Raw genomic sequence first — 23,713 nt, forward strand, 5'->3', positions numbered from 1 at the left:
GCTACGCCGCGTCACGACTCACGAACTACGGCGAACGCCGCCTTGCGAGTGGTGACTTACGAGTGGTGACTTACGTGGGGTCCAGGCCGTGGCTGCGCAGCCACGGCAGCGGGTCGATCGCCGAACCGCCGCCCGGGCGGACCTCGAAGTGCAGGTGCGGGCCGGTCGAGTTGCCGGAGTTTCCGGAGAAGGCGATCTGGTCACCGGCCTTCACGGTGGTGCCGGAGGGGACCTTGTAGGTGGAGAGGTGGCAGTACCACGTCTCCGTGCCGTCCATCGCGGTCACGATCATCATGTTGCCGTACGCGCTGTTCCACTGCGTCCGTACGGTCCCGTCGGTCGCGGACATCACCGGCGTCCCGTAGGAGACCGGGAAGTCGATGCCCGTGTGCACGGACATCCAGTTGACGCCCGCCTGGCCGAAGTAGGCGCTGAGGCCCTGCTGCGCCACCGGAAGCATGAACTTCGGACGCAGCCGCTCCTTACGGGCCGCCGCCTCCGCCGCCTTCTTCTTCTCCGTGGCCTGCTGGGCCTTGAGGTCGATCCGTTCCTGCGTGCGGCTCGCCCGGTCGGCGAAGTCGTCCGCGCCCGCGGAGAGACTCTGGAGCTGGGTGTCCAGCTTGTTGTTGGCGGCGGACGGCTTCACAGGGGTCGCGTCGGAGGCGCTGAGCGTCGTGTCCTTCGAGTCGTCCCCGCCGAGGCCGCCGACACCGCCCACGGAGGCGGCGGCGATCCCCGCGACCCCCATCACACAGGCCGAGGGCACCGCGACGGTCAGCAGGGCGGAACGTTTCGCGGGGCTGCGGCGCCGGGAACGGGAAGCCGTCCGCGACGCGGGACGCGGGACCGGGGTGATCTCTTCCATGTCGTCGAGCAGCGGCGTCTCGCCCTCGGCGTACGGGTCGTACGCGTCGGGGGAGTCGTCCGTCTCGGCGAAGTCCTCGGCATCGTCGAACTCGCCCTCTTCGGAGGCGAGTTGATCGTGGGACGCCTGGTCGAAGGTCGTGGTCGCCTGCTGATCGAAGGGAACCGGAGTCCCCGGATCGGAGTGCTGCTCGTACGACATGTCGAGCTGCGTGAGCCCCTGGTTGTACGACTCGGGTTCCGCGTGCTGTTCGTACGACTCCGGCTGCGCGTGCTGCTGTTCGTACTCGTGCTGCGGGTGGTGCTGCTCGTACGAATCGTGCTGCGGGTGCTCGTACGCCTGGTACGCGTCCTGGCCGCCGGCGGTGTTCCACTGCGTGGCGTCGTACGCGCCTGTTTCCTGCGTCGGCGCGCTCCACTGCTGGGTCCCGTCGAGCGGCTGCTCGGGCTGGAGCCAGGCGTTCGCGTCCCACTGGCCCGAGCTGTCGGGGCCCGGATGCTGCGCGGGGATGTCGGCGAGCTGCTGGTAGCCGGCCGCCCAGGCCGTCGTCTCGTAGGCGCCGGTGTCGTAGGCGGCCTGGTGCTGCGCCGCGTACGGGTCGTAGTTCGGGGTCTGTTGGGCGGCGCTGTTCCACTGGGTGGCGTCGTACGAACCGGTGCCGCCGCCCCCGTCCGGCATGTTGCCGAAGAGCGGGTCGGTGGCGAAGTTCGTGCCGGCGTAGCCGCCTGCGGTGGCCGCGTTCGCGCCCGAGTCGAAAGCCGTGGCGGAGTAGTCGCCGTACGCGGTGAAGTCGCCGTACTGGGCTTCTTGCGCGCCGTAGGGCGCGTAGAGCGCCGAGGCGTCATGGGAAGCCGGAGCCGGGGGAATCACGGTCCCCGACGGGTGACGGTCGTTCACCAACTTCTCTTTCGCCTCGACAACAGGGGCTGGCAGAGCAGTGCGGCGACTGTACCCGGCGGTATGCGGGCGCGACAATCTTCGGCAGGTTTCCCCTTCGCAGGAAACGGGCATTCGGCCGTGTTTCGGGGGAGGGTGGGCAAGGCTTTGGCCTGGCGTTCGATAATCGTTCGAAACGCCGGGGCTGTGGGAAGCCTTTCGGGCGACCGTCAGGCCACCGTGAGGCCGCCGATCCGGGCGGCGGAACGGGCTTCGGACGGCTCGATGTCGAGTGCCTGCCGAATCCCCGTCGCGACGGCGGGATGCACGGGCAGCGCGAGATGGCCGACACCGCTCACCCGGACGTTCTGTGCGAGCAGGTCGGGATGCTCGACGCAGGCCGTCTCCAGCGGGTCCATCAGATGGTCGAGATCGCTCCAGAAGCTGACGAACTGGGTCCGGCAGCCCGGGGCGGGCCCGGTCAGTTCCTCGATCACGGCGGAACCGGGGCGCATCTGCCGGACGATCGGGTGCGCGTTCATCAACGGGGCGACGCGGGTGCCCGAGTGCGGGGTGCCGAGCGTGACGAGGGTGCGGACGTGGGTGTCGCCGCCGAGGCACTGCACGTAATAACGCGCGATCAGTCCACCGAGGCTGTGCCCGACGATGTCCACCTGGTCGTGGCCCGTGCGCTCGCAGATCTCCTCGATGTGCCGGCCCAGCAGCTCCGCCGCGGTGCGGATGTCGCACGTCAGCGGCGAGTAGTTCAGCGACTCGATGTGCTGCCTGCCGTGCTGGGCGAGATTGCGGCGCAGCAGGAGGAAGACGGAGCGGTTGTCGATGAAGCCGTGCAGCAGGACGACCGGGGGCTTGGCCGCGCTGGGCAGAGTGGCGTCGGGTGAGGGGAGCTCGGGTGCGGTGCGGCGTTCCTGGGTGATGCCGGAGGGATAGAGGAGGAGGTGCCCGGCGAGAATCGCGATCTCCAGGGCCGTTGCCTTCAGGAGGGCCACCGAGAGCCCTGCCAGTTTCGTCGGGATCGGAAACAGGCGCTGACAGAGGGGGAGAAAGGGCGACGTCGCCCCGGTGACCTTCATGGCCGACCTCCAGTCGGCACGCGGCAGGACCACTCCGTCCCCCGTGTGCCCTAGTGGAAAGCCGTGAGGTCGGCGACGGCGGTGGCCGACGGCGCGCATGCGGCGTGCGGTACGCCGGTGGCGCTACGGAGTGCCTCGTCGGGAGGTGGGGATACGACGCCGACCCCGGCCCCGCGACGTCCGCCGGACTGGGTGCGCCGGCATCGTGTCGTGGCGTGGAGTCGCCCTCGTCGTCCCGTGGTCCTCTTGCCGGCGGTGCTCCCCGCTGTCGTGCCGTCGCCGATGTGCCCCATCACCCCGCCGTCCCGCTGACGACGCGGTGGTGCGGCCACCTGATCGCGGCTCTTCTTGCGCAGGCTCCGGCCGTGGCCCGTACGCCGCAGATCCCTGCGGCGCCAGTGCCGCGATACGGAACCGTGCGCGGCGAACTTGTCCCAGTGTGTGATTTCCCCCTCGGTCTCCACCGTGAAACTGCCGGTTGCGGGATGCTGGCGATAACGTTCGTTCACTTCCCCGGCCGATCCGGCCCGGGGCCCGTGTGCCGCCTGGCGTAGCCGGTGATCCGGAGCGCTCCGGCGCGGCGGGCGGAGAATTGTGCGATATGTGTCGATGGTCAGTAGTCGACGGTCGACAAACGCCTATTGGTAACAATGGGTAGTCGACATTTGCATGTTGGTGACTGTCGGTCAGTGGCCGTCAGTCGGCAGTCGTAGCCATGTGCCGGCAGTCCTCGCCGGTGCAGGTGATGTAGTCCGTTCATGGAGGCAGTGATGGGTGTGGCGTCCGGTCCGATCCGCGTGGTGGTGGCCAAGCCGGGGCTCGACGGCCACGATCGCGGGGCCAAGGTGATCGCGCGGGCGCTGCGCGACGCCGGTATGGAGGTCATCTACACCGGCCTCCATCAGACCCCCGAGCAGATCGTCGACACCGCGATCCAGGAGGACGCCGACGCGATCGGCCTGTCCATCCTGTCCGGTGCCCACAACACGCTCTTCGCCGCCGTCATCGCCCTCCTCAAGGAGCGCGAGGCGGAGGACATCAAGGTCTTCGGCGGCGGCATCATCCCCGAGGCGGACATCGCTCCCCTCAAGGAGAAGGGCGTCGCGGAGATCTTCACGCCGGGTGCGACGACGGGGTCGATCGTGGACTGGGTGCGCGCGAACGTCAGGCAGCCGACCGGGGCGTAACCGCCCCGTCGGAGTGGCCGCCGGGTGTCTCCACCGCCGCCGGCCCGGTGGTCCGGGTGAGCGGACGGTGGGGTGCCGGGCTGTATCGCAGTGCCGGGCCGTCCCATGGTGCCGGGTCGTGCCGAGGTGCCCGGTGGGCCGAGGTGCCGGGCCGTCCCCAGGTGCCGGGTGCGCTGACGCGCCGTGCGGGCGGAGTCGCGCCGCGTGGGCGGAGTCGCGCCGCGTGGGCCGAGTCGCGCCGTGTGGGTCCAGGCGCCGGCTGGGAACCTCACGGCGGCGACAGCTCGGCGGCCATCGCCGCCCTCAGCCGCAACGTCGTCACGAGCCGTTGGAACGCCTCGGCCCAGTAGCCCCCGGCCCCCGGTACGGCGTTCTCCGATTCGTCGGGGACCGAGGTGAGAGCGTCGAGCCGCCCCGCCTCCACAGGGTCGAGGCAGCGCTCGGCCAGCCCCATCACCCCGCTGAAGCTCCAGGGATAACTCCCCGCGTCCCGTGCGATGTCGAGCGCGTCGACCACCGCCCGCCCGAGGCTCCCCGCCCAGGGCACCGCACACACCCCGAGCAGCTGGAACGCCTCGGACAGCCCGTGCGTACCGATGAACCCGGCCACCCACTCGGCGCGCTCCTCGGCGCCCAGCGTGGCGAGCAGTTTGGACCGCTCGGCCAGCGACACCGCCCCCGGCCCCCCGGCCTCCGGTGCGGAGGGCGCCCCGAGGAGCGCCCTCGACCAGCCGGGGTCGCGCTGCCGCACCGCCGCCCGGCACCACGCCGCGTGCAGCTCCGCCTGCCAGCCGTCCGACACGGGCAGGGCCACCATCTCTTCCGGCGAACGCCCGCCGAACCGCTCCCGCCAAGTCCCGAGCGGCGCCGCCTCGACCAACTGGCCCAGCCACCAAGACCGTTCACCCCGTCCGGCCGGGGGCTTCGGCACCACCCCGTCGCGCTCCATCCCCGCGTCGCACTCGTGCGGTGCCTCGACCACGATCACGGGCGTGCCCCGCGTACGGTCGACGGCCACGCACGAGCCGGCCCTGGCCGCCATCCGCGCGGCGAGCGCGGACCCCGGCAGCGCGGACAGCAACTCGGCCGCGGTCGACCGCACATTGCGGCTGCGGTCGGCAAGGGCCCGCTCCAGGAAGGGTTCGTCCTCGGCGCACAACCCGGACCGCAGCGAGTCGAGGAACATCAGCCGGTCCTCGGCCCGCTCCGTCGCCCAGGTCGTCACGAGCAACTCGCGTGCGGCGGACGCGTCCTTGGACCGTACCGCCGCCAGCAGCGCGACCCGCTCGGCGAACAGCCCTTCCTGCCACAGCTGTTGCACGCGATCGGTCTCCTCCGGGTCCGGCAGCGCGGTGCCGCCGCCGGGTGAGGAGCGCAGCGCGAACCGCCACTCCGGGTTCAGCCGGGCCAGCCACAGCGCCCGCGGCCCGGCGAAGGCCAGCGCCGCGGGACGCAGGTCCGTACGCCCCCGGGCCGCGTCGAGAAGCGCCGGAAGGGTCCCCGGGGGTGCGGCGAATCCGCGCGTGTTCGCCAGGGTCAGCCACTGGGGCAGCAGCTCCATGAGGTCGGGCGCCGCCCCTCTGCGGCCACCGCCGCCGGTGCCGGGGCGGTCCGCCAGCAGCATCGCCAGCCTGCGGGCCGCGGCGGCCGGCAGCGCGGTCCGGGGGTCCGGCGCCGCGGGCTCCGGACGGGCCGCCGCCCGCGTCGGCCGCACTCCGGCCCGCCGCCGTACGGTCTCCACCGCGGCCGCGTCCAGCAGCGCCCCCGAAGGCTGCTGCCCCGGGCGCAGTCCCGGAGGTGTACGTCGCTCGGTGCCGAGCAGCGCCACGGTGACGAGCTCCTCCCAGGAGCCGCCGACGGGCGCGCCCGCCGAAGCCGAGGTCGTGTTCATGAGCGTCCTTTCCGTACGGAGGGCATCAGAGGCGGCCGGCCGCCACTGTCGTGGCCGGGGTGGCGGGCGTGGTGGCGGCGGTCAGCACAGGGGCACCGCCTCGCCCTCGCCCTGCGGCCATGCCGTCAGCGGGGTGAAGCCGCGGTGGCCGCACTCACCGAAGACCGTGACCGGGGCGCCGCCGGACAGGGCGACCAGACGCCACAGATCGGGGCGGGACCGCGAGGAAGAGGTGAGGGGAAGAGCCGACTCCCCCTCGGCATCGGCGAGTTGCCATGAATCGCCGTCCGGGGTCGGGACGACCCGGTCCAGGGTGACCGGGTAGGAGTCCAGCCAGGGGTCGGCGCGCAGGGCCTCTCCATAGCGGGCGGCCGCCTCGGGCGTGGTCAGCCCCGCCGGCCGTATCGCCGCGGGCGCCGGAGGAGTGAACCGCTCGCCCAGCGCCGCCCGCAGCTGCCCGGCACCCGGATACGCGGACACCTCCGCCTCGAAGGCCAGCCCCACCGGAAGAGCCAACTCGGGAGCCCGGCCGGCGGCGCCGTAGGAGAGGAGCAGGGCCGTGCGGCCGGACTCCGCGCCGTACAGCCAGATCCGGCGGGTCGTGAGCCGGGCGTCCGCCGTGTCGTACTGCGCGAGGACCAGCCAGCGGTCGCGCAACGGCGGGCCGTCCGCCGAGCCGGACAGCCCGACGCGGGAACGGACCGTCGCGGCGAGCCCGTCCGGCAGGCGCTCGCGCCGCAGCCAGCCCTGGTCGAGGAGGTGGAGCAGCGCGCACTCCTCCAGCAGACGCACCGGCCAGCCCGGACCGGACGAGGGGATCGCCCCCAACTCCCGCACGCGCGCGGCCAGACCGGGTGCCTGCGCGTCGACCATCCGGGCCGCCGTCTCCTCCCACAGCCCGTACCCCGCCCGCTCGGCGGAGGCGAGGCCGCCGCGCAGCAGGTCCGCCAGCCGCTGCTCCAACTCGGCCACCCCCGCGGTGATCCGCTCGGCCCGCCGCTCGGCCCTGCGCCGCGCCGCCTCGGGATCACCCGACGAGGACGCTCCAGATCCCCCGCCCGCCGTCTTCCTGTCCTCCGCGCGCTTCCGTCTTCCTTCCACCCACTGCGCGGCCCAGTCCGGCTCCTGCCCGGACGGCACCGCGCCGTCCGCGCCCGCCCAGAGCAGCAGCAGCCCCAGCGCGTGCTTGCAGGGGAACTTCCGGCTGGGGCAACTGCACTTGTAGGCGGGACCCGTCGAGTCCGCGATGTCGATGACCGTCTGATACGGCTTGCTGCCACTTCCCCTGCACAGTCCCCATACCGTCCCCTCCTCGGAACTCCCCGCCTCCGACCACGGACCGGCCGCGCCCAGCTTGCTCCCCGCCTTGCGTGACGCGGCGTCAGGCGCCAGTGCCAGCACCTGATCCGCCGTCCAGCGCACCGCCTGCTGTGTCATGCCATCGAAGGTAGGTCCCGCCACTGACAATCGACCTTCGCAAGGGCATCTGTGCAGGTCAGAGCCCATTGTCAGTGGCGTGGTGCACGGTGGAACCAGATCCGAACCGGCCGAGCTGGAGGGGGACCGAGCCATGTCCGTGTCCGTTGAACCGACGTCTGTTCACACACCCGCGGGAGATCGGGGGGAGGGACGGCAGAGCGAGGCGCTGCGGCCCCACGCCGAGCATGCCTTCGCCGCCGAACTCGCCGCGCTCGCCGCGCAGGACGACCGGCCCCGCCCGGCCCGCTGGCTGCTGTCGCCCTGGGCCGTGGCCACCTATCTGCTGGGCGGCACCCTGCCGGACGGCACAGTGATCACCCCCAAATATGTGGGGCCGCGCCGCATCGTCGAGGTCGCCGTCACCACCCTCGCCACCGACCGGGCGCTGCTCCTGCTCGGTGTGCCCGGTACCGCCAAGACCTGGGTGTCCGAGCATCTGGCCGCCGCGGTCAGCGGCGACTCGACGCTGCTCGTGCAGGGCACGGCCGGCACGCCGGAGGAGGCCATCCGGTACGGCTGGAACTACGCGCAGCTGCTCGCGCACGGGCCCAGCCGGGACGCGCTCGTGCCGAGCCCCGTCATGCGGGCCATGGCCGAGGGCATGACGGCCCGCGTCGAGGAGCTGACCCGCGTCCCCGCGGACGTACAGGACAGCCTGATCACGATCCTCTCCGAAAAGACCTTGCCGATCCCGGAGTTGGGCCAGGAGGTGCAGGCCGTCCGCGGCTTCAACCTGATCGCCACGGCCAACGACCGCGACCGCGGGGTCAATGAACTGTCGAGCGCGCTGCGCCGCCGCTTCAACACGGTGGTGCTGCCGCTGCCGGAGAGCGCCGACGCCGAGGTCGACATCGTCTCGCGCCGGGTCGACCAGATCGGCCGCTCCCTCGACCTGCCCGCCGTGCCCGAGGGCGTCGACGAGATCCGCCGCGTCGTCACCGTCTTCCGGGAACTGCGGGACGGGATCACGGCCGACGGGCGGACCAAACTGAAGTCGCCCAGCGGCACGCTGTCCACCGCCGAGGCGATCTCCGTCGTCACCAGCGGCCTCGCACTGGCCGCCCACTTCGGCGACGGCGTCCTGCGGGCGAGCGATGTCGCCGCCGGCATCCTCGGCGCCGTCGTCCGCGATCCGGCGGCCGACCGAGTCATCTGGCAGGAGTACCTGGAAGCGGTCGTCCGCGAGCGGGACGGCTGGAAGGACTTCTACCGGGCCTGCCGTGAGGTGAGCGCATGAGCGGAGTGCGGGACGCCGAGCCGCCCGCGCCGGAGGGCGGGGCGGCCGTGCGGGGCGCGGGGCCGCTGCTGCTCGGTGTGCGGCATCACGGGCCGGGGTCGGCACGGGCCGTGCGGGCCGCGCTGGAGGCGGCGGCCCCGCGGGTCGTCCTGATCGAGGGGCCGCCCGAGGCGGACGCCCTCGTCCCCCTGGCCGCCGACAAGGACATGCGGCCCCCCGTGGCGCTCCTCGCCCACGTCGTGGACGAGCCCGGCCGGTCGGCCTTCTGGCCACTGGCCGAGTTCTCACCGGAGTGGGTGGCGATCCGGTGGGCTCTGGAGCACGGAGCGCCGGCCCGCTTCATCGACCTCCCGGCGGCCCACACCCTGGCCTGGGGGAAGGAGGAAGCGGACCGGGAGCGGGACGAGCCGGACGCGACGGAGGCCCCCGGACGTACGCCGTCCGCCGACCTCGGACGTACGCCGTCCGGGGACCCCGGCCGACCCGGGAGCCCCGCCACCTCCGGCCCGGCAGGAGATCCCGGCCGCCCGGAGCAAGCCGGCGGTCCCGGCCGCCCGGACGAGGCCGGCGATACCGGTCGTTCCCTCGACGCGGTCGTGCGGATCGATCCCCTCGCGGTGCTCGCCGAGACAGCCGGTTACGACGACCCGGAGCGCTGGTGGGAGGACGTGGTCGAGCACCGGGACGGGACGGCGGGCGATCCGTTCGCGCCATTCACCGTGCTGGAGGAGGCCATGGGAGCGCTGCGCGAGGTGTACGGGGTCGGGGGACACGACCGGGACCTGGTGCGCGAGGCATACATGCGGCTCCAGATCCGGGCGGCTCAGCGCGAGTTCGGGGACGACGTGGCCGTGGTGTGCGGGGCCTGGCACGTGCCCGCGCTGCGGGAGAGGACCACGGTCGGCGCCGACCGGGCACTGCTCAAGGGCCTGCCCAAGGCCAAGGTCGACCTGACGTGGGTGCCCTGGACGCACCGCCGGCTCTCCCGGGTCAGCGGGTACGGGGCGGGCATCGACTCGCCGGGCTGGTACGGGCATCTGTTCAGCGCCCCCGACCGCCCGGTCGCGCGGTGGATGACCAAGGTGGCCCGGCTGCTGCGCGACGAGGACCGGGGCGTGTCGTCGGCCCACGTCATCGAGGCCGTGCGGCTGGCCGACACACTCGCCGCGATGCGCGGCCGTCCGCTGCCCGGGCTGACCGAGACCACCGACGCCGTCCGCGCCGTGATGTGCGAGGGCTCGGACGTTCCCCTGGCGCTGGTGCGCGACCGGCTCGTGGTCGGGGAGGTGCTGGGGGAGGTGCCGGAGTCCGCCCCGGCGGTGCCGTTGCAGCGGGACCTCGCACGGTCGCAGCGACGGCTCCGGCTCAAACCCGAGGCGCTGGAGCGGGAGTTGGAGCTCGACCTGCGCAAGGAGACCGACGCGGGGCGCAGCGGACTGCTGCACCGGCTGCGGCTCCTGGGCGTCGCGTGGGGCGAGCCCGCGATGTCGCGCGGCAGCACGGGCACCTTCCGGGAGACCTGGCGGCTGCGCTGGGAGCCTGAGTTGTCGGTGCGGGTCGCCGAGGCGGGCGTGTGGGGTACGACGGTTCTGGCCGCCGCGACGGCCAAGGCCGAGGCGGATGCCGTCGGCGCGCCCTCACTGGCCGATGTCACGGCGCTCGCCGAGCACTGCCTTCTCGCCGAACTCCCGGACGCACTCCCTGTGGTGATGCGGGTGCTCGCCGACCGGGCCGCCCTCGACGCGGACGTGGGCCACCTCGCCCAGGCCCTGCCCGCACTGGTCCGCTCCCTGCGCTACGGCGACGTACGCGGCACGGACACCCACGCCCTCACCGACGTCGCGGCCGGCCTCGCCGAGCGCATCTTCGTCGGCCTCCCCCCGGCCTGCGCCGCCCTCGACCACGACGCCGCCGAGGAGATGCGCCGCCATGTCGACGCCGTGCACGGGGCGGTGGGGTTGCTGGGGGAGGCGACCGCCGGGGCCGTCCCGCCCGCCGGTGGAGTTCCGGTCGGCGGCATCCGTGGGCGCTGGCACGCGGTGCTGCGGGTGCTCGCCGCGCGGGACACCGTGCCGGGGGTGGTGAGGGGGCGGGCGGTTCGACTGCTCTTCGACGAAGGGGAGTTGGCGCAGGAGGAGGCCGCGCGGCTGATGGGTCTCGTGCTGTCGCCGGGGACGGAGCCCGCCGACGCGGCCGCGTGGATCGAGGGGTTCGTCGGGGGCGGCTCAGGGGGCGGCATGCTGCTCGTCCACGACGAGCGGCTGCTCGGGCTGGTGGACGCGTGGCTGACCGGCGTGCCGACGGAGGCGTTCACCGATGTGCTGCCGCTGTTGCGTCGGACGTTCTCGGCGTACGAGTCGGGGGTGCGCAGAACGCTGGGCGAACTCGTCCGGCGCGGCCCGGGGGTACGGACGAGTGCCGAGGCCGTCGGCTCCGGAATACCCGGGTTCGCCCCCGACCTCGACAGCGAGCGCGCGGACGCCGTGCTGCCGATGCTGAGCCTGTTGCTGGGGCTGGGTGAGTCCGGGGACACCGATGACGACGCGGATGACGCCGCGGATGACCGGACCGGCGGCGGTGACAGCGCTGACGGCGGTGCTGATGCCGACGGCAGTGAGGGTGCCGATGCCGACGGCGGTGCCGGCGCCGAAGGCAGTGACGGTGCTGACGGCGACGGCGACGGCGGTGCCGGTGGCAGTGACGGTGCCGAACGGACGCACCACGACAACGACCTGGTGAGGGTGGCTCCATGACCGAGACAGCGGTGGGCGCCGGTGACGAGCGGCTGCGGCGATGGCGGCTGGTGCTCGGCGGCGACGAGGCGGACGGCACCGGATGCGTGCTGTCCGGGCAGGACGCCGCCATGGACGGGGCGCTGGGCGCGCTGTACGGGAAGGGGAGCAAGGGGCAGTCGGGGCGCGACCGTTCGGCGGGGCTCGGAGCGTCGGCGCCGTCCGTCGCGCGCTGGCTCGGCGACATCCGGACCTACTTTCCCTCCTCCGTGGTGCAGGTGATGCAACGCGACGCCATCGACCGGCTCGGGCTCTCCGCCCTGCTTCTGGAGCCCGAGATGCTGGAGGCGGTCGAGGCCGACGTGCACCTGGTGGGCACCCTCCTCTCCCTCAACAAGGCCATGCCGGAGACGACGAAGGAGACCGCGCGGGCCGTCGTGCGCAAGGTCGTCGAGGACCTGGAGAAGCGGCTCGCCACACGCACCCGGGCCACGCTCACCGGCGCCCTCGACCGCAGCGCCCGGATCAGCAGACCCCGCCACCACGACATCGACTGGAACCGCACGATCGCGGCCAACCTGAAGCACTACCTGCCCGAGTACCGGACGATCGTGCCCGAGCGGCTGATCGGCTACGGGCGTGCCTCGCAGTCCGTGAAGAAGGAGGTCATCCTCTGCATCGACCAGTCGGGGTCCATGGCGGCATCGGTCGTCTACGCCTCCGTGTTCGGTGCCGTGCTCGCGTCGATGCGGTCCATCGCCACCCGGCTCGTGGTCTTCGACACGGCCGTCGTCGACCTCACCGACCAGCTCGACGATCCGGTCGACGTTCTCTTCGGCACCCAGCTCGGCGGCGGCACGGACATCAACAGGGCCCTCGCGTACTGCCAGTCGCAGATCACCAAGCCCGCGGACACCGTCGTCGTCCTCATCAGCGACCTCTACGAAGGCGGCATCCGCAACGAGATGATGAAGCGGGTCGCGGCGATGAAGGCGTCGGGGGTGCAGTTCGTGACGCTGCTCGCACTGTCCGACGAGGGGGCGCCCGCGTACGACCGTGAGCACGCGGCGGCGCTCGCGGCACTCGACGCACCGGCGTTCGCCTGTACGCCCGATCTGTTTCCCGAGGTCATGGCGGCGGCGATCGAAAAGCGGCCGCTTCCGATACCGGACACCAGGTGAGAAGGAATGGGAATCCGGACATGAGTGTCCATCGGTAACAGGGTACTTGCGCAACCTCGGGAGTCCCGTGCGAGGATCGAAACGGCCAACGGGCCCTCCCCGGCGATTCCTTGGCGGCCCGTGCCGACCCAGGCATTCCGAGGCCGGCGCGTTCGTTCGCGCCCTCGCGCCCTTCGCGTCCCTTCGTACGGGAGGACCCTCCCCGTCTTGACCCAGTCAGCCGCATGGTCGGGTGCTGTTCCGCGCTTGGTGCGCGACACGGCTGGGCGGTATGCGCTGAGGGCGGTCCTGCTGGCGGGCGGGTTGTGCGGGCTCGGGCTTCTCCTCGGAGGGCAGGCACAGGCGGCCGACGGCGTGACCCACCCGACTTCGGGCCGGGTCGTCGATGCGGGCCGGAGTTCGGTGGACCTGTTGCTGAAGCCGGCCACGCACGTCAGACACGCCACGAGCGCCACCCCTTCCGTCACGGACCCCGTCAAGGGAGAGCCCGAGCACGCCCTAGGGCCCGAGCACGCCCCACGAGCGGAGAGGGTCACACCAGCCGCGCCGGATACGCAGCCCGGTGTGTCCGGCACTCACCTCGCGCCCTCCGCACCCATCGCGTCCTCCCCTCACCTCGCGCCCTCCGCTCACGTCCCTCACGTCACCGACGCGATGGGCGGAGCCGCCACCGGCGGAGCTTTGGGCGGCGCTGTGGGTGACGTCGTGCGGCCGGTCGGCGAGCTTGTTCGGCCGGTTGTCGGCACCGTCGTACGGCCGGTCGGGGATCTGGTCGAGTCGGTGACCGGCGGGCTGTCGATCTCGCCGGGCGGGGTGCCGTCCGTGCCGGGGCTCCCTGTACTGCCGGAGCTGCCCGCCCCACCGAGTCCGCCCGTGCTTCCCGGCGCGGGTGCGGGGACTCCGTCCGCCACCGGGAATCGGCAGCCGGTGAGTGGCGTGGCCGAGCGGCCGGGCGCGACGAGGGGCGGGAGTCACGCGGTGCTGCGGTCGGACGCTCCTGGCGGCGCCGTTCCCGCTGGACCGGACGGGTTCGGCGCGGGCGGCGGCGCCGTCGTGGTGCGCCGTGTCCTGGACGTCGTGCGGGGCGTCGTACAGGTGGGGCGGGCGCCCGCCCGGCAGACGCCTCCCGGCGACCTGAGCGGAGCGCTGGGCAACCCGTCCGCCGCGGATGTCACCGCGCCGCGCCACGGCGACGCGCATGCCGTCGCTCCGAACCACCGGGCGCCCCTGCGGCTCGCGCCCGGCGCTTCAGCGGTGGCAACCGCAACCGAGACCCGGGACCGGTACCGGGACATTCCCGTTTTCCCTGGATAGGCGAATTTCCCCTGCACAGCTCGGCCCGGTCGTGCGGGCTGTCGGGCCACCGCTCCGGCGAGGAGCGCCGGGCGCAGGCGCCGAGCGGCGTGTCGAAGCCCGGGGCCCGCCGGCCGCAAGCCCGCGGGCCGCACCCCGCACCCCGTCCGCCGCGCACCCCGAGCACTCTCCCGCCCGGCACGGCACCCGTACAGCACGTACACCTCGTACGGCGTGTACGGCATGTACGGGATGGGGCGCGTCATGTGCGGCGGCGCACGGCACACGCGGTGACGCCGTGGGACACGCCCGCGCTCGGAATCGTCGTGCGGCGGATGATCGACTTCCGTGGGGCATGGCCCCGGACGGCCGAAAGCCATCGGACCCGTCCGGCCGGACCCCTGCGGAAGGGCGGGGTGGTCCCCATTGGGGTGTGGACCACCCGCCCTGGGCGCCCTTCGGGGCTGTTCGAGGGGCCTCACCAGGCAAACCCCAGCCTGGTGAGGCCCTGTCCGGGCACGATCTGTGACAGGTATCACCGCTGAGGTGTGACCTGCGATTTAGGGTCCCGTGCCCCACGGCGATAACCTGCGAGACGGACATGCCGCGCGCTCGGACATCGTGTGCGCCACCCTTGTGACAGCGGACGTCACGTTGCCCTTCGCGGCACGCCCACGCATCCAACGAACCGCGAGATCACTGATAGGGACGGACGCGCGTGGACCTGTTCGAGTACCAGGCGAGGGACCTCTTCGCCAAGCACGGTGTACCGGTGCTGGCCGGTGAAGTCATTGACACGCCTGAGGCAGCCCGCGAGGCGACCGAGCGTCTTGGCGGCAAGTCCGTCGTCAAGGCCCAGGTGAAGGTCGGTGGCCGCGGCAAGGCCGGCGGCGTCAAGCTCGCCGCCACCCCGGACGAGGCCGTCGCCCGCGCGACGGACATTCTCGGCATGGACATCAAGGGCCACACGGTCCACAAGGTGATGATCGCCGAGACCGCGCCCGAGATCATCGAGGAGTACTACGTCTCGTACCTCCTCGACCGTACGAACCGCACCTTCCTCGCCATGGCGTCCGTTCAGGGCGGCGTGGAGATCGAGGTCGTCGCGGAGGAGAACCCCGACGCCCTCGCGAAGGTGCCCGTCGACGCCAACGAAGGCGTGTCGATCGAGAAGGCCCGCGAGATCGTCGCCCAGGCGAAGTTCCCGGCCGAGGTGGCCGAGCAGGTCGCCGAGATCCTGGTGACGCTGTGGGACACCTTCATCAAGGAGGACGCCCTCCTCGTCGAGGTGAACCCGCTCGCCAAGGTCGCCTCCGGCAAGGTCATCGCCCTTGACGGCAAGGTGTCGCTGGACGAGAACGCCGAGTTCCGTCAGCCGGACCACGCCGCGCTGGAGGACAAGGAGTCGGCCAACCCGCTCGAGGCCGCCGCCAAGGCCAAGAACCTCAACTACGTCAAGCTCGACGGTGAGGTCGGCATCATCGGCAACGGCGCGGGTCTCGTCATGAGCACCCTCGACGTCGTCGCGTACGCCGGTGAGAACCACGGTGGCGTGAAGCCCGCCAACTTCCTCGACATCGGCGGCGGCGCCTCCGCCGCGGTCATGGCGAACGGCCTGGAGATCATCCTCGGCGACCCGGACGTCAAGTCCGTCTTCGTCAACGTCTTCGGTGGCATCACCGCCTGTGACGAGGTCGCCAACGGCATCGTCCAGGCGCTGCAGCTGCTCGCCGACAAGGGCGAGGAAGTCACCAAGCCGCTGGTCGTGCGTCTGGACGGCAACAACGCCGAGCTGGGTCGCAGGATCCTGTCGGACGCCAACCACCCGCTGGTCCAGCGTGTGGACACCATGGACGGCGCGGCCGACAAGGCCGCCGAGCTCGCGGCTGCGAAGTAAGGAAGAGGGACTAAACAGCCATGGCTATCTTCCTCAACAAGGACAGCAAGGTCATCGTCCAGGGCATGACCGGTGCCACGGGCATGAAGCACACCAAGCTCATGCTGTCCGACGGCACGAACATCGTCGGTGGCGTGAACCCGCGCAAGGCGGGCACGTCCGTCGACTTCGACGGCAATGAGATCCCCGTCTTCGGCACGGTCGCCGAGGCCATGGAGAAGACCGGCGCCAACGTGTCCGTCCTCTTCGTGCCGCCGGCCTTCGCCAAGGCCGCCGTCGTCGAGGCGATCGACGCGGAGATCCCCCTCGCGGTCGTCATCACCGAGGGCATCGCCGTCCACGACTCCGCCGCCTTCTGGGCGTACGCGAAGTCGAAGGGCAACAAGACCCGCATCATCGGCCCGAACTGCCCCGGTCTCATCACCCCGGGCCAGTCCAACGCCGGCATCATCCCGGGCGACATCACGAAGCCGGGCCGCATCGGCCTGGTCTCGAAGTCCGGCACGCTGACGTACCAGATGATGTACGAGCTCCGTGACATCGGCTTCTCGTCCGCCGTCGGCATCGGTGGCGACCCGGTCATCGGTACGACGCACATCGACGCGCTCGCCGCGTTCGAGGCCGACCCCGACACCGACCTGATCGTCATGATCGGTGAGATCGGCGGCGACGCCGAGGAGCGTGCGGCGGACTTCATCGCGAAGAACGTGACGAAGCCGGTCGTCGGCTACGTCGCCGGCTTCACCGCGCCCGAGGGCAAGACCATGGGCCACGCCGGCGCCATCGTCTCCGGCTCCTCCGGCACGGCCGCCGCGAAGAAGGAGGCCCTCGAGGCCGCCGGCGTCAAGGTGGGCAAGACGCCGACCGAGACGGCGAAGCTCGCGCGCGAGATCCTCGCGGGCTGAGCTGCCGCTAGGCCGAATGCCGGTGGGCCCGCACCCTTTTGGGGTGTGGGCCCACCGGCGTTTTTCGGTACGGACGTCAGCGGAACTCCGGGATCAGCCGTTCGGGGCCGCTCACCGTCTGGGACTTCAGCTTGGCCCGGAGCTTCACCTCTGCCCCGGAGAGCGGGCCGGGTGCGGCCCGGGGCGGCAGGCCGTGGATGGTCTCCGGCGGGGAGAGGGGAGCCTCGTAGTGGTCCGGGGCCGTGCGCAGCGTCAGGGCGGTCACCCCGATGAGCAGGACCGTGAAGGCGATGGCCGCCCGGGTCCACTGCTGGGCGCGGCGCTCGCCGTACCAACGGACCGTGCGGGGCTTCGCCGCGCGCAACCGCTCCGAGCTCGCGAGCTCGGCGAGCCGCCAGTGCAGCTCCTCAGGCACCGCCAGCTCCGGCAGCCGAGCGGCGACGGCCTCGCGCGCGTGCAGCACCCGGTTGGCCGCCGCAGGGGTGCTCGCCTCCGTCTCGGCCGCGGTCTCCGGCAGCCCGAGCCCCACACCGTCGTACAGAACCAGCGTGCGCCGGTACACGGGCGGCAGATCGAGGAGTACGTCGAGCAGCGCGCGGTCGGCGGCGCCGGCGGGCGGTGCCTCCGGGTGCCGGTAGCGCGGACGCAGCCGATGCCAGGGGGAGAGCGCGTACTCGTAGGCCGTCGCGCGCACCCATCCGGCCGGGTCCGGGTCCACGGCCACCTCGGGCCAGCGGTGCCAGGCCAGTTGGAACGCGCGTTCCACGGACTCGCGGGCCAGCTCGCGCCGCCCGGTCAGCAGATAGGTCTGCCGTACGAGGGCGGGGGCGCAGAACGCGTAGAGCGCGTCGAAGGCCTGAGCGGGCGTCAGTGACGACTCCGGGAGAGCGGATTCCCGGGATTCCCCGTCCCCGGTGGACCGCTCCCGGCTGTCGGCCGGCCGGGCCTTGTGGGCCGACGCCGGCCCGGCCCCCGCGCCCACCAGCTCGGGTGCGGTCTCCTGCTGACGGGCGTTCACCTCGGCCGGGGTGTGGGTCGGCTCGGCGGTGAGCAGCCTCACGTACGCTTCCCGCTTGCGACCGCGCGGCGTCGTACGGCCCGTCTCCCACGAGCGCACCGTCGCCCGGCTGACGCCGAGTCGGGTGGCCATCTCGGCCTGGGTCAGCGACTGGTCCTCGCGCAGACGGCGGCGCTCCTTGGGCGCCGGCAGCGGGGTGGCGGGGCTCTGTGTCATGTCGGATCCCACAGGGTGCCCCTTCGTACGAAAAAGTACATAACTGCATATTGAGCGACACATCCAGGGTTCGCCTGTTACGACGAGAAAGCGCGTGTCGTTGGGAGCATGAGGGTCGTGACCCAAATCACCGACCGCAGGCTCTCGTTGTCACCCCTGCTCACCCGGTTGCGCGACCGATCACCCGGACTGGCCGCCGGCTTCCTGGGCGGCGCCCTCGCCGCGGGGCTCGGGCTCGGCTCGTTCGCCGTTCTCGTCATGGTGCTGTGGATCAGCTCGCCGTACCCGGACAGCGGGCCGGGCGGAGCGCTGCATGTCGCCGCCGCGCTCTGGCTGCTCGCACACGGCGTGGAGTTGATCCGCACGGACACCCTGTCCGGTCTTCCGATGCCGGTGGGGGTGACGCCGCTTCTTCTGCTCGTCCTCCCGGCGTGGCTGTTGCACCGGGCGGCGCGCGAGGCGGCCGATGTCACGTCGGGGGCGTCGCCGCGTACGGCGTGGGCCGGCGTCACGGTCGGCTATCTGTCCGTCGGCTGGGCCGCCGCGCTGTACGCCTCGGGCGGCGCGTTGCGCCCGTCCTGGGCCTGGGCCGTGATCTGCCTGCCGCTCCTCGCGGCGATCGCCGCGGGAGCGGGGGTCTGGACGGCGTACGGGCGTCCGTGGGGGCCGATGCCGGTCTGGGGGAAGCGGGCCGTGGAGGCTCTGCCTCTCAGCGGAGTGCGTCCCGTCTTCGCCGTACGCCGTCTCGTCGCCGCCGACGACCGGGTGCTCGGGGGTGCGGCGCGGGCCGCGGCGGCCGGGGTCGCGGCCCTCGTCGGAGGCGGGGCGTTGCTCGTGGCGGTGTCGCTGGTGTGGCACGGGGACACGGCTCGCGCCTCGTTCGTCCAGCTCACCGGCGGGTGGTCGGGGCGGTTCGCCGTACTGCTGCTGTGTGCGGTCCTGGTGCCGAACGCGGCGGTCTGGGGAGCTGCGTACGGGCTCGGGCCCGGTGTCGTCCTGAGCGCCGGTCATGTCGCGGGTCCGCTGTCCGGGGCCGCTGCGGGGACGCGCGCGCCGACCGATCTGCTCCCGGCGTTTCCGCTGCTCGCGGCGGTGCCGGGCGCGGGGTCCGGGACGCCGCTGAACTGGCTGAGCGGGCTGGTGCCGGTGGCCGCCGGAGTGACGGTGGGGTGGTTCGTGGTGAGGGCGGGGGCCGTGCGGGGGAACCCGGGCAGGGAGGAGCCCTGGTCGCTGGGGCGGACGGTGGCCGTCGTCTCGCTGGCGGCCGGAGGCTGCGGCATCGCGCTCGGTGTGCTCGCGGGGCTGGCCGGAGGGCCGCTCGGGGTCGCCGCCCTGACTCACTTCGGGCCGGTGTGGTGGCAGGTGGGGCCCTCGGCGGCGGTGTGGACGGCGCTCGTCGGGATTCCCGTCGCGGTGGGTGCGGGGGAGTGGACGGGCCGGGGGCGCGGGGCGACTCCGATGGCCATGGCGATGGCAGCGAAGGGTGCGGGAGCCCGCCCGGGCGCACGCGGAGCCGGGTGGATTCCCCGGCTGCGGATGCCCCTGTGGAGGCCGCGCCGGGTGGGAGACACCTCGCCGAAGCCGAGGGTCACGCCGCTGCCGAGGCCGACGTCACCGTCGTTGCCGTCCTCCGCGGTGCGAGCGGTCGACCCCGAGGTGCTGGAGTCCGTCCTCGAGGACTTCGAACCGTACGACCCGTACGAGCCGTACGACTCCCTGCCGGGGGAGGTCGCAGCGGCCGCCTGGCACGAAGAAAGGTCGAGGGAGAACCGCTGGGAGGCACTGGGAAAGGCGACCCGGCCGGCGGACCCGGCTGACCCGGAGGTCCCAGAGGGCACGGGGGCGGCGGACCCGGAGAGCCCAGAGGGCACGGGGGGCACGGGGGACCCGGACCGGGGGCGGACCGGAGGAGTGGAGGACGCAGGCTGAGGGCGGTCCGGGGGGAACGGGGAACGGGCCGACGATCGGCCGGAGGACCGGGCCACCCGTGCCGGGCCACCCGTGCCGGGCCACCCGTGCCGGGCCACCCGTGCCGGGCCACCCGACCTCCGGGGTCGAGGCGGTCCGGGGAGAAACCTCGCCCCTCCGCTTCGGGTCGGACCTCACCCTGGCGGGTTCCGGCCGGGCCCTGAGAGGAGGGGCGGGGGAAGTGGCCTCCTGTCGGGGGGAGTCCCCGGCAGGAGGCGCGGCGTCAGTTGTCGGTGCCCAGCACCCCGCGCAGCTCCGACGGGAGAAGGTCGTTGCAGGACTTCTTCGCGGCGGTCGTCAGCGCGTCGTTCGTGCAGGAGTAGTAGTCGCTGTAGACGAGCTGGGCGGTGAAGGTCGCGGCGACGATCACGATGGCCAGCGACGCGGTGACGAGGCCGCTCACCGCGGCGGTCGTCTGGGGGCGGACGTTCGGATCGGGCGCCGGGGCGTCCGGGTCCGGCGTGCGCGCCTTCGCGCGGAGCGCGCTGCTGCCCCAGTACAGGGCGAGCGCGCCGAGCAGCAGCGCCACGTACGGCCAGCTGAAGAGGGCGAAGAAGAACGCCCACATGCCGGAGAGCAGGGCGAAACGGGCGCGGCGCTGGGCCGGGTCCGTCGGGTCCCAGCGCATACCCCCGTTGGAGCCGCCGCCGGGCCCTTCGGGACCGCCCTCGCCCTTCGGCGCACCGGGCCGGTCGCCGAAACCGCCGCCGTTGGAGGGGCCGGGCTGCCGGTCGCTCCACTGACTGCCCCAGGGGGTGTACCCGGGACCGGATGGTTCGCCCTCGCCGTTCTCGCCCGAGTCCTGGCCGTTGCCCTGGCCGTGTCCGCGCGGCTGCCACGGCCGGTCGGGTGTCCCCTCCGGCGGCGGCGCGAACGGATTGTCGTCCGGGTTCGCGGGAGCGGACGGCCCGGACGCGTCGGGCGCGTCGGGTCCGCGCTCGCCGGAGGGGCCGCCGCTTCCACCTGTCGAGCCGCCGCCGTTCCCGTCCGCGGAGCCGGGCTCGCCTGTGGAGCCGTCCCCGTCCGACCTCGGCGGGGTGGACGAAGAGCGCCGCTCGCGCAGCAGGAGCGGAGGGAGTCGGAGACTGCGGTCCGGCATCAGGTGAGCGTCTTCCCCTTGGTGGTTCTGGCAGGCGGCGTGTCCACACAGCTTCGCGCTCGCGACGCGCGCCCCGAGCCGGTCCTCCCGGGCTGACGCCTCGGGTCGGTCCGCCCCGGACTGACGCCCCGAGCTTCGCACTCCGGACTCGCGCCCCGAGCTTCGTACCCCCGGACACGCGCTCCGGATGTCTCCGGCGCCCGCGCCACAGGTGGTGCCGGGGCGTGCCCCGAGCGTTCGTCCTCGTCCCAGGTCAACGTCCCGCGTGCACAGGGCGTTCCCCTGCCGGACGGTGTTCCCGGGTGGGATCCTCCCCCAGACGCTACCTTCCGGCCTCGCCCCCGTCCCGTGGGGGCCGCCCGGTGTGCCGGTATCGTTGCTGACGGTCGGCCGCTTCGTAGACTTCCCCGTATCCCGGGGCGCGAAGCATTCGTACGACCGTACAAACGCTCCCCCGAGAAAGGGCCCCGTCGTGGCCAAGGCCAAGCGCCTCGTCGTGCTGGTCTCCGGATCAGGTACGAATCTGCAGGCACTGCTCGACGCCATCGCGGAGGCGGGCTCAGCGGCCTACGGTGCCGAGATCGTGGCCGTCGGCGCCGACCGGGACGGCATCGAGGGGCTCGCGCGGGCCGAGCGCGCCGGGCTCCCGACCTTCGTGTGCAAGGTCAAGGACTTCGGCAGCCGGGACGAGTGGGACCACGCGCTCGCCGAGGCGACCGCCGCGTACGAGCCCGATCTCGTCGTGTCCGCCGGGTTCATGAAGATCGTGGGGAAGGAATTCCTCGCCCGGTTCGGCGGACGGTTCGTCAACACCCATCCCGCGCTGCTCCCCAGTTTTCCCGGCGCCCACGGTGTCCGTGACGCGCTCGCGTACGGAGCCCGGGTCACCGGCTGCACCGTCCACTTCGTCGACGACGGCGTCGACACCGGACCGATCATCGCTCAGGGCGTGGTCGAGGTCCGCAACGAGGACGACGAGAGCGCTCTGCATGAGCGCATCAAGGAAGTCGAGCGAAGGCTGCTCGTCGATGTCGTGGGGCGGCTCGCCCGCAACGGCTATCGCATTGAGGGACGAAAGGTAGTTATCCAGTGACCGCCGAGAGCACAGTCACGGCCGAGAGCACCGAGGGCACCAAGCGGGTCATCCGGCGCGCGCTCGTCAGCGTGTACGACAAGACCGGTCTCGAGGAGCTGGCCCGCGGGCTGCACGCGGCCGGCGTCGAGCTCGTCTCCACCGGTTCCACCGCCGCGAAGATCGCCGCGGCCGGTGTGCCCGTCACCAAGGTGGAGGAGCTGACCGGCTTCCCCGAGTGCCTGGACGGCCGCGTCAAGACCCTGCACCCGAAGGTCCACGCCGGGATCCTCGCCGATCTGCGCCTGGAGAGCCACCGGCAGCAGCTCGCCGAGCTCGGCGTCGAGCCGTTCGACCTCGTCGTCGTCAACCTCTACCCGTTCCGGGAGACGGTCGAGTCCGGGGCGACCCCCGACGAGTGTGTCGAGCAGATCGACATCGGCGGTCCCTCGATGGTGCGCGCGGCCGCCAAGAACCACCCCTCCGTCGCCGTCGTCACCAGCCCCGACCGGTACGGCGACGTCCTCGACGCCGTCCAGGGCGGCGGCTTCGACCTGCGCACCCGCAAGCGGCTCGCCGCCGAGGCCTTCCAGCACACGGCCGCGTACGACGTCGCCGTCGCCTCCTGGTTCGCCTCCTCGTACGCGCCGGTCGACGACTCGCAGTTCCCCGACTTCCTCGGGGCCACCTGGGAGCGCGCGCACACCCTTCGCTACGGCGAGAACCCGCACCAGCCCGCCGCCCTCTACACCTCCGGCACGGGCGGTCTCGCCGAGGCCGAGCAGCTGCACGGCAAGGAGATGTCGTACAACAACTACACGGACACGGATGCCGCGCGCCGTGCCGCGTACGACCACGAGGACCCCTGCGTCGCGATCATCAAGCACGCCAACCCGTGCGGGATCGCGGTCGCGTCGAACGTCGCCGAGGCGCACCGCAAGGCGCACGCCTGTGACCCGCTGTCCGCGTTCGGCGGTGTGATCGCGGTCAACCGCCCGGTCACCAAGGAGATGGCCGAGCAGGTCGCGGAGATCTTCACCGAGGTCATCGTCGCGCCCGAGTACGAGGACGGCGCCCTCGAAGCCCTCACCAAGAAGAAGAACATCCGCGTGCTGCGGGCCCACCGGGCCCCGGCCGGGAGCGTCGAGATCAAGCCCGTCGACGGCGGCGCGCTGCTCCAGGTCACCGACCGCCTCCAGGCCCCCGGCGACAACCCGGCGAGCTGGACCCTGGCGACCGGTGACGCCCTCAGCGAGGGCGAGCTCGACGAGCTGGCCTTCGCGTGGCGCGCCTGCCGTGCCGTGAAGTCCAACGCGATCCTGCTCGCCAAGGACGGCGCCTCGGTCGGCGTCGGCATGGGACAGGTCAACCGCGTCGACTCCGCGAAGCTCGCGGTCGAGCGGGCCGGCGCCGAGCGCGCCCGTGGCTCCTACGCCGCCTCGGACGCGTTCTTCCCGTTCCCCGACGGCCTGGAGATCCTCGCCGACGCGGGCGTCAAGGCCGTGGTCCAGCCCGGCGGTTCGGTCCGCGACGAGCTGGTCGTGGAGGCCGCGAAGAAGGCAGGCGTCACGATGTACTTCACCGGGACGCGGCACTTCTTCCACTGAGCATGGACCCGCGCCCAGTCCGTCCCCGTACGGGCTCGGCGCGGGCGGGAAAGCACCAGGGCCGTGTCTCCCCTCGTACGGGGTGAGACACGGCCC

Annotated in this window: 16 protein-coding genes; 10 read left to right on the top strand and 6 right to left on the bottom strand. The window is 72.6% G+C overall.

Features of this window, described 5'->3' with window-relative positions; genetic code table 11:
* Nucleotides 1–70: 70 nt before the first annotated feature.
* The gene (locus ABZX90_RS21420; protein ID WP_355207001.1) at nucleotides 71–1,762 is read right to left on the bottom strand and encodes a peptidoglycan DD-metalloendopeptidase family protein; all 1,692 of its coding nucleotides are present in this window, start codon (nucleotides 1,760–1,762) and stop codon (nucleotides 71–73) included.
* A gap of 209 nt (nucleotides 1,763–1,971) precedes the next feature.
* Nucleotides 1,972–2,835: an alpha/beta fold hydrolase gene (locus ABZX90_RS21425; RefSeq protein WP_351133687.1), complete on the bottom strand. Its 864-nt coding sequence runs from the start codon at nucleotides 2,833–2,835 to the stop codon at nucleotides 1,972–1,974.
* Between the two features lie 770 nt (nucleotides 2,836–3,605).
* Here ABZX90_RS21425 and ABZX90_RS21430 point away from each other — a divergent pair.
* Entirely contained in the window at nucleotides 3,606–4,022 is a 417-nt protein-coding gene (locus ABZX90_RS21430; protein ID WP_351133723.1) for a cobalamin B12-binding domain-containing protein, read from the top strand.
* Nucleotides 4,023–4,290: 268 nt separating this feature from the next.
* Here ABZX90_RS21430 and ABZX90_RS21435 read toward each other — a convergent pair whose 3' ends face one another.
* Nucleotides 4,291–5,913, bottom strand: coding sequence for a DUF5691 domain-containing protein (locus tag ABZX90_RS21435; protein ID WP_355207004.1), 1,623 nt, complete (start codon nucleotides 5,911–5,913; stop codon nucleotides 4,291–4,293).
* A gap of 81 nt (nucleotides 5,914–5,994) precedes the next feature.
* Nucleotides 5,995–7,350, bottom strand: a complete 1,356-nt coding sequence (locus tag ABZX90_RS21440) for an SWIM zinc finger family protein (protein WP_355207007.1) — start codon at nucleotides 7,348–7,350, stop codon at nucleotides 5,995–5,997.
* A gap of 133 nt (nucleotides 7,351–7,483) precedes the next feature.
* Here ABZX90_RS21440 and ABZX90_RS21445 point away from each other — a divergent pair, with 133 nt between their 5' ends.
* The 6 genes from ABZX90_RS21445 (at nucleotide 7,484) to sucD (ending at nucleotide 16,637) form a co-directional block, all read left to right on the top strand.
* Nucleotides 7,484–8,629, top strand: a complete 1,146-nt coding sequence (locus ABZX90_RS21445; protein WP_351133693.1) for an AAA family ATPase — start codon at nucleotides 7,484–7,486, stop codon at nucleotides 8,627–8,629.
* The gene (locus tag ABZX90_RS21450) at nucleotides 8,626–11,382 is read left to right on the top strand and encodes a DUF5682 family protein (RefSeq protein ID WP_355207009.1); all 2,757 of its coding nucleotides are present in this window, start codon (nucleotides 8,626–8,628) and stop codon (nucleotides 11,380–11,382) included. Before ABZX90_RS21445 ends, ABZX90_RS21450 begins: the two co-directional genes overlap by 4 nt.
* Nucleotides 11,379–12,542: a VWA domain-containing protein gene (locus ABZX90_RS21455; protein ID WP_351133697.1), complete on the top strand. Its 1,164-nt coding sequence runs from the start codon at nucleotides 11,379–11,381 to the stop codon at nucleotides 12,540–12,542. The genes ABZX90_RS21450 and ABZX90_RS21455 overlap by 4 nt, the downstream gene beginning before the upstream one ends.
* Nucleotides 12,543–13,106: 564 nt before the next feature.
* The gene (locus ABZX90_RS21460; protein WP_355207012.1) at nucleotides 13,107–13,856 is read left to right on the top strand and encodes a hypothetical protein; all 750 of its coding nucleotides are present in this window, start codon (nucleotides 13,107–13,109) and stop codon (nucleotides 13,854–13,856) included.
* 697 nt (nucleotides 13,857–14,553) lie between these two features.
* Nucleotides 14,554–15,732 (top strand): ADP-forming succinate--CoA ligase subunit beta, encoded by a 1,179-nt coding sequence (gene sucC, locus ABZX90_RS21465; RefSeq protein ID WP_351133701.1) that lies wholly within the window; start codon nucleotides 14,554–14,556, stop codon nucleotides 15,730–15,732.
* 20 nt (nucleotides 15,733–15,752) lie between these two features.
* Nucleotides 15,753–16,637, top strand: coding sequence for a succinate--CoA ligase subunit alpha (sucD, locus tag ABZX90_RS21470; RefSeq protein ID WP_351133704.1), 885 nt, complete (start codon nucleotides 15,753–15,755; stop codon nucleotides 16,635–16,637).
* A gap of 76 nt (nucleotides 16,638–16,713) precedes the next feature.
* On the opposite strand, the gene ABZX90_RS21475 is transcribed toward sucD, so the two are convergent.
* A complete protein-coding gene (locus ABZX90_RS21475) occupies nucleotides 16,714–17,871 on the bottom strand; it encodes a helix-turn-helix domain-containing protein (protein ID WP_355207016.1) in 1,158 nt (385 codons plus the stop codon).
* Between the two features lie 108 nt (nucleotides 17,872–17,979).
* Between ABZX90_RS21475 and ABZX90_RS21480 the strand changes: the two genes are divergently transcribed.
* Complete coding sequence (locus ABZX90_RS21480; protein ID WP_355207019.1) at nucleotides 17,980–19,800, top strand: DUF6350 family protein; 1,821 nt, start codon at nucleotides 17,980–17,982, stop codon at nucleotides 19,798–19,800.
* A 262-nt stretch (nucleotides 19,801–20,062) separates the two neighbouring features.
* Here the strand turns inward: ABZX90_RS21480 and ABZX90_RS21485 are convergent, their stop codons facing one another.
* Nucleotides 20,063–20,938, bottom strand: coding sequence for a hypothetical protein (locus ABZX90_RS21485; protein ID WP_355207022.1), 876 nt, complete (start codon nucleotides 20,936–20,938; stop codon nucleotides 20,063–20,065).
* Between the two features lie 472 nt (nucleotides 20,939–21,410).
* On the opposite strand from ABZX90_RS21485, the gene purN reads away from it, so the two are divergent.
* Nucleotides 21,411–22,031 carry a phosphoribosylglycinamide formyltransferase gene (gene purN, locus ABZX90_RS21490; RefSeq protein ID WP_355207024.1) on the top strand — a complete coding sequence of 207 codons (621 nt, stop codon included), beginning with the start codon at nucleotides 21,411–21,413 and terminating at the stop codon, nucleotides 22,029–22,031.
* Complete coding sequence (gene purH / locus ABZX90_RS21495; RefSeq protein WP_355207027.1) at nucleotides 22,028–23,617, top strand: bifunctional phosphoribosylaminoimidazolecarboxamide formyltransferase/IMP cyclohydrolase; 1,590 nt, start codon at nucleotides 22,028–22,030, stop codon at nucleotides 23,615–23,617. The genes purN and purH overlap by 4 nt, the downstream gene beginning before the upstream one ends.
* The last annotated feature ends 96 nt before the right edge of the window (nucleotides 23,618–23,713 follow it).

This window comes from Streptomyces sp. NPDC002935 (assembly GCF_040611295.1).
In the GTDB taxonomy this organism is placed as follows: domain Bacteria; phylum Actinomycetota; class Actinomycetes; order Streptomycetales; family Streptomycetaceae; genus Streptomyces.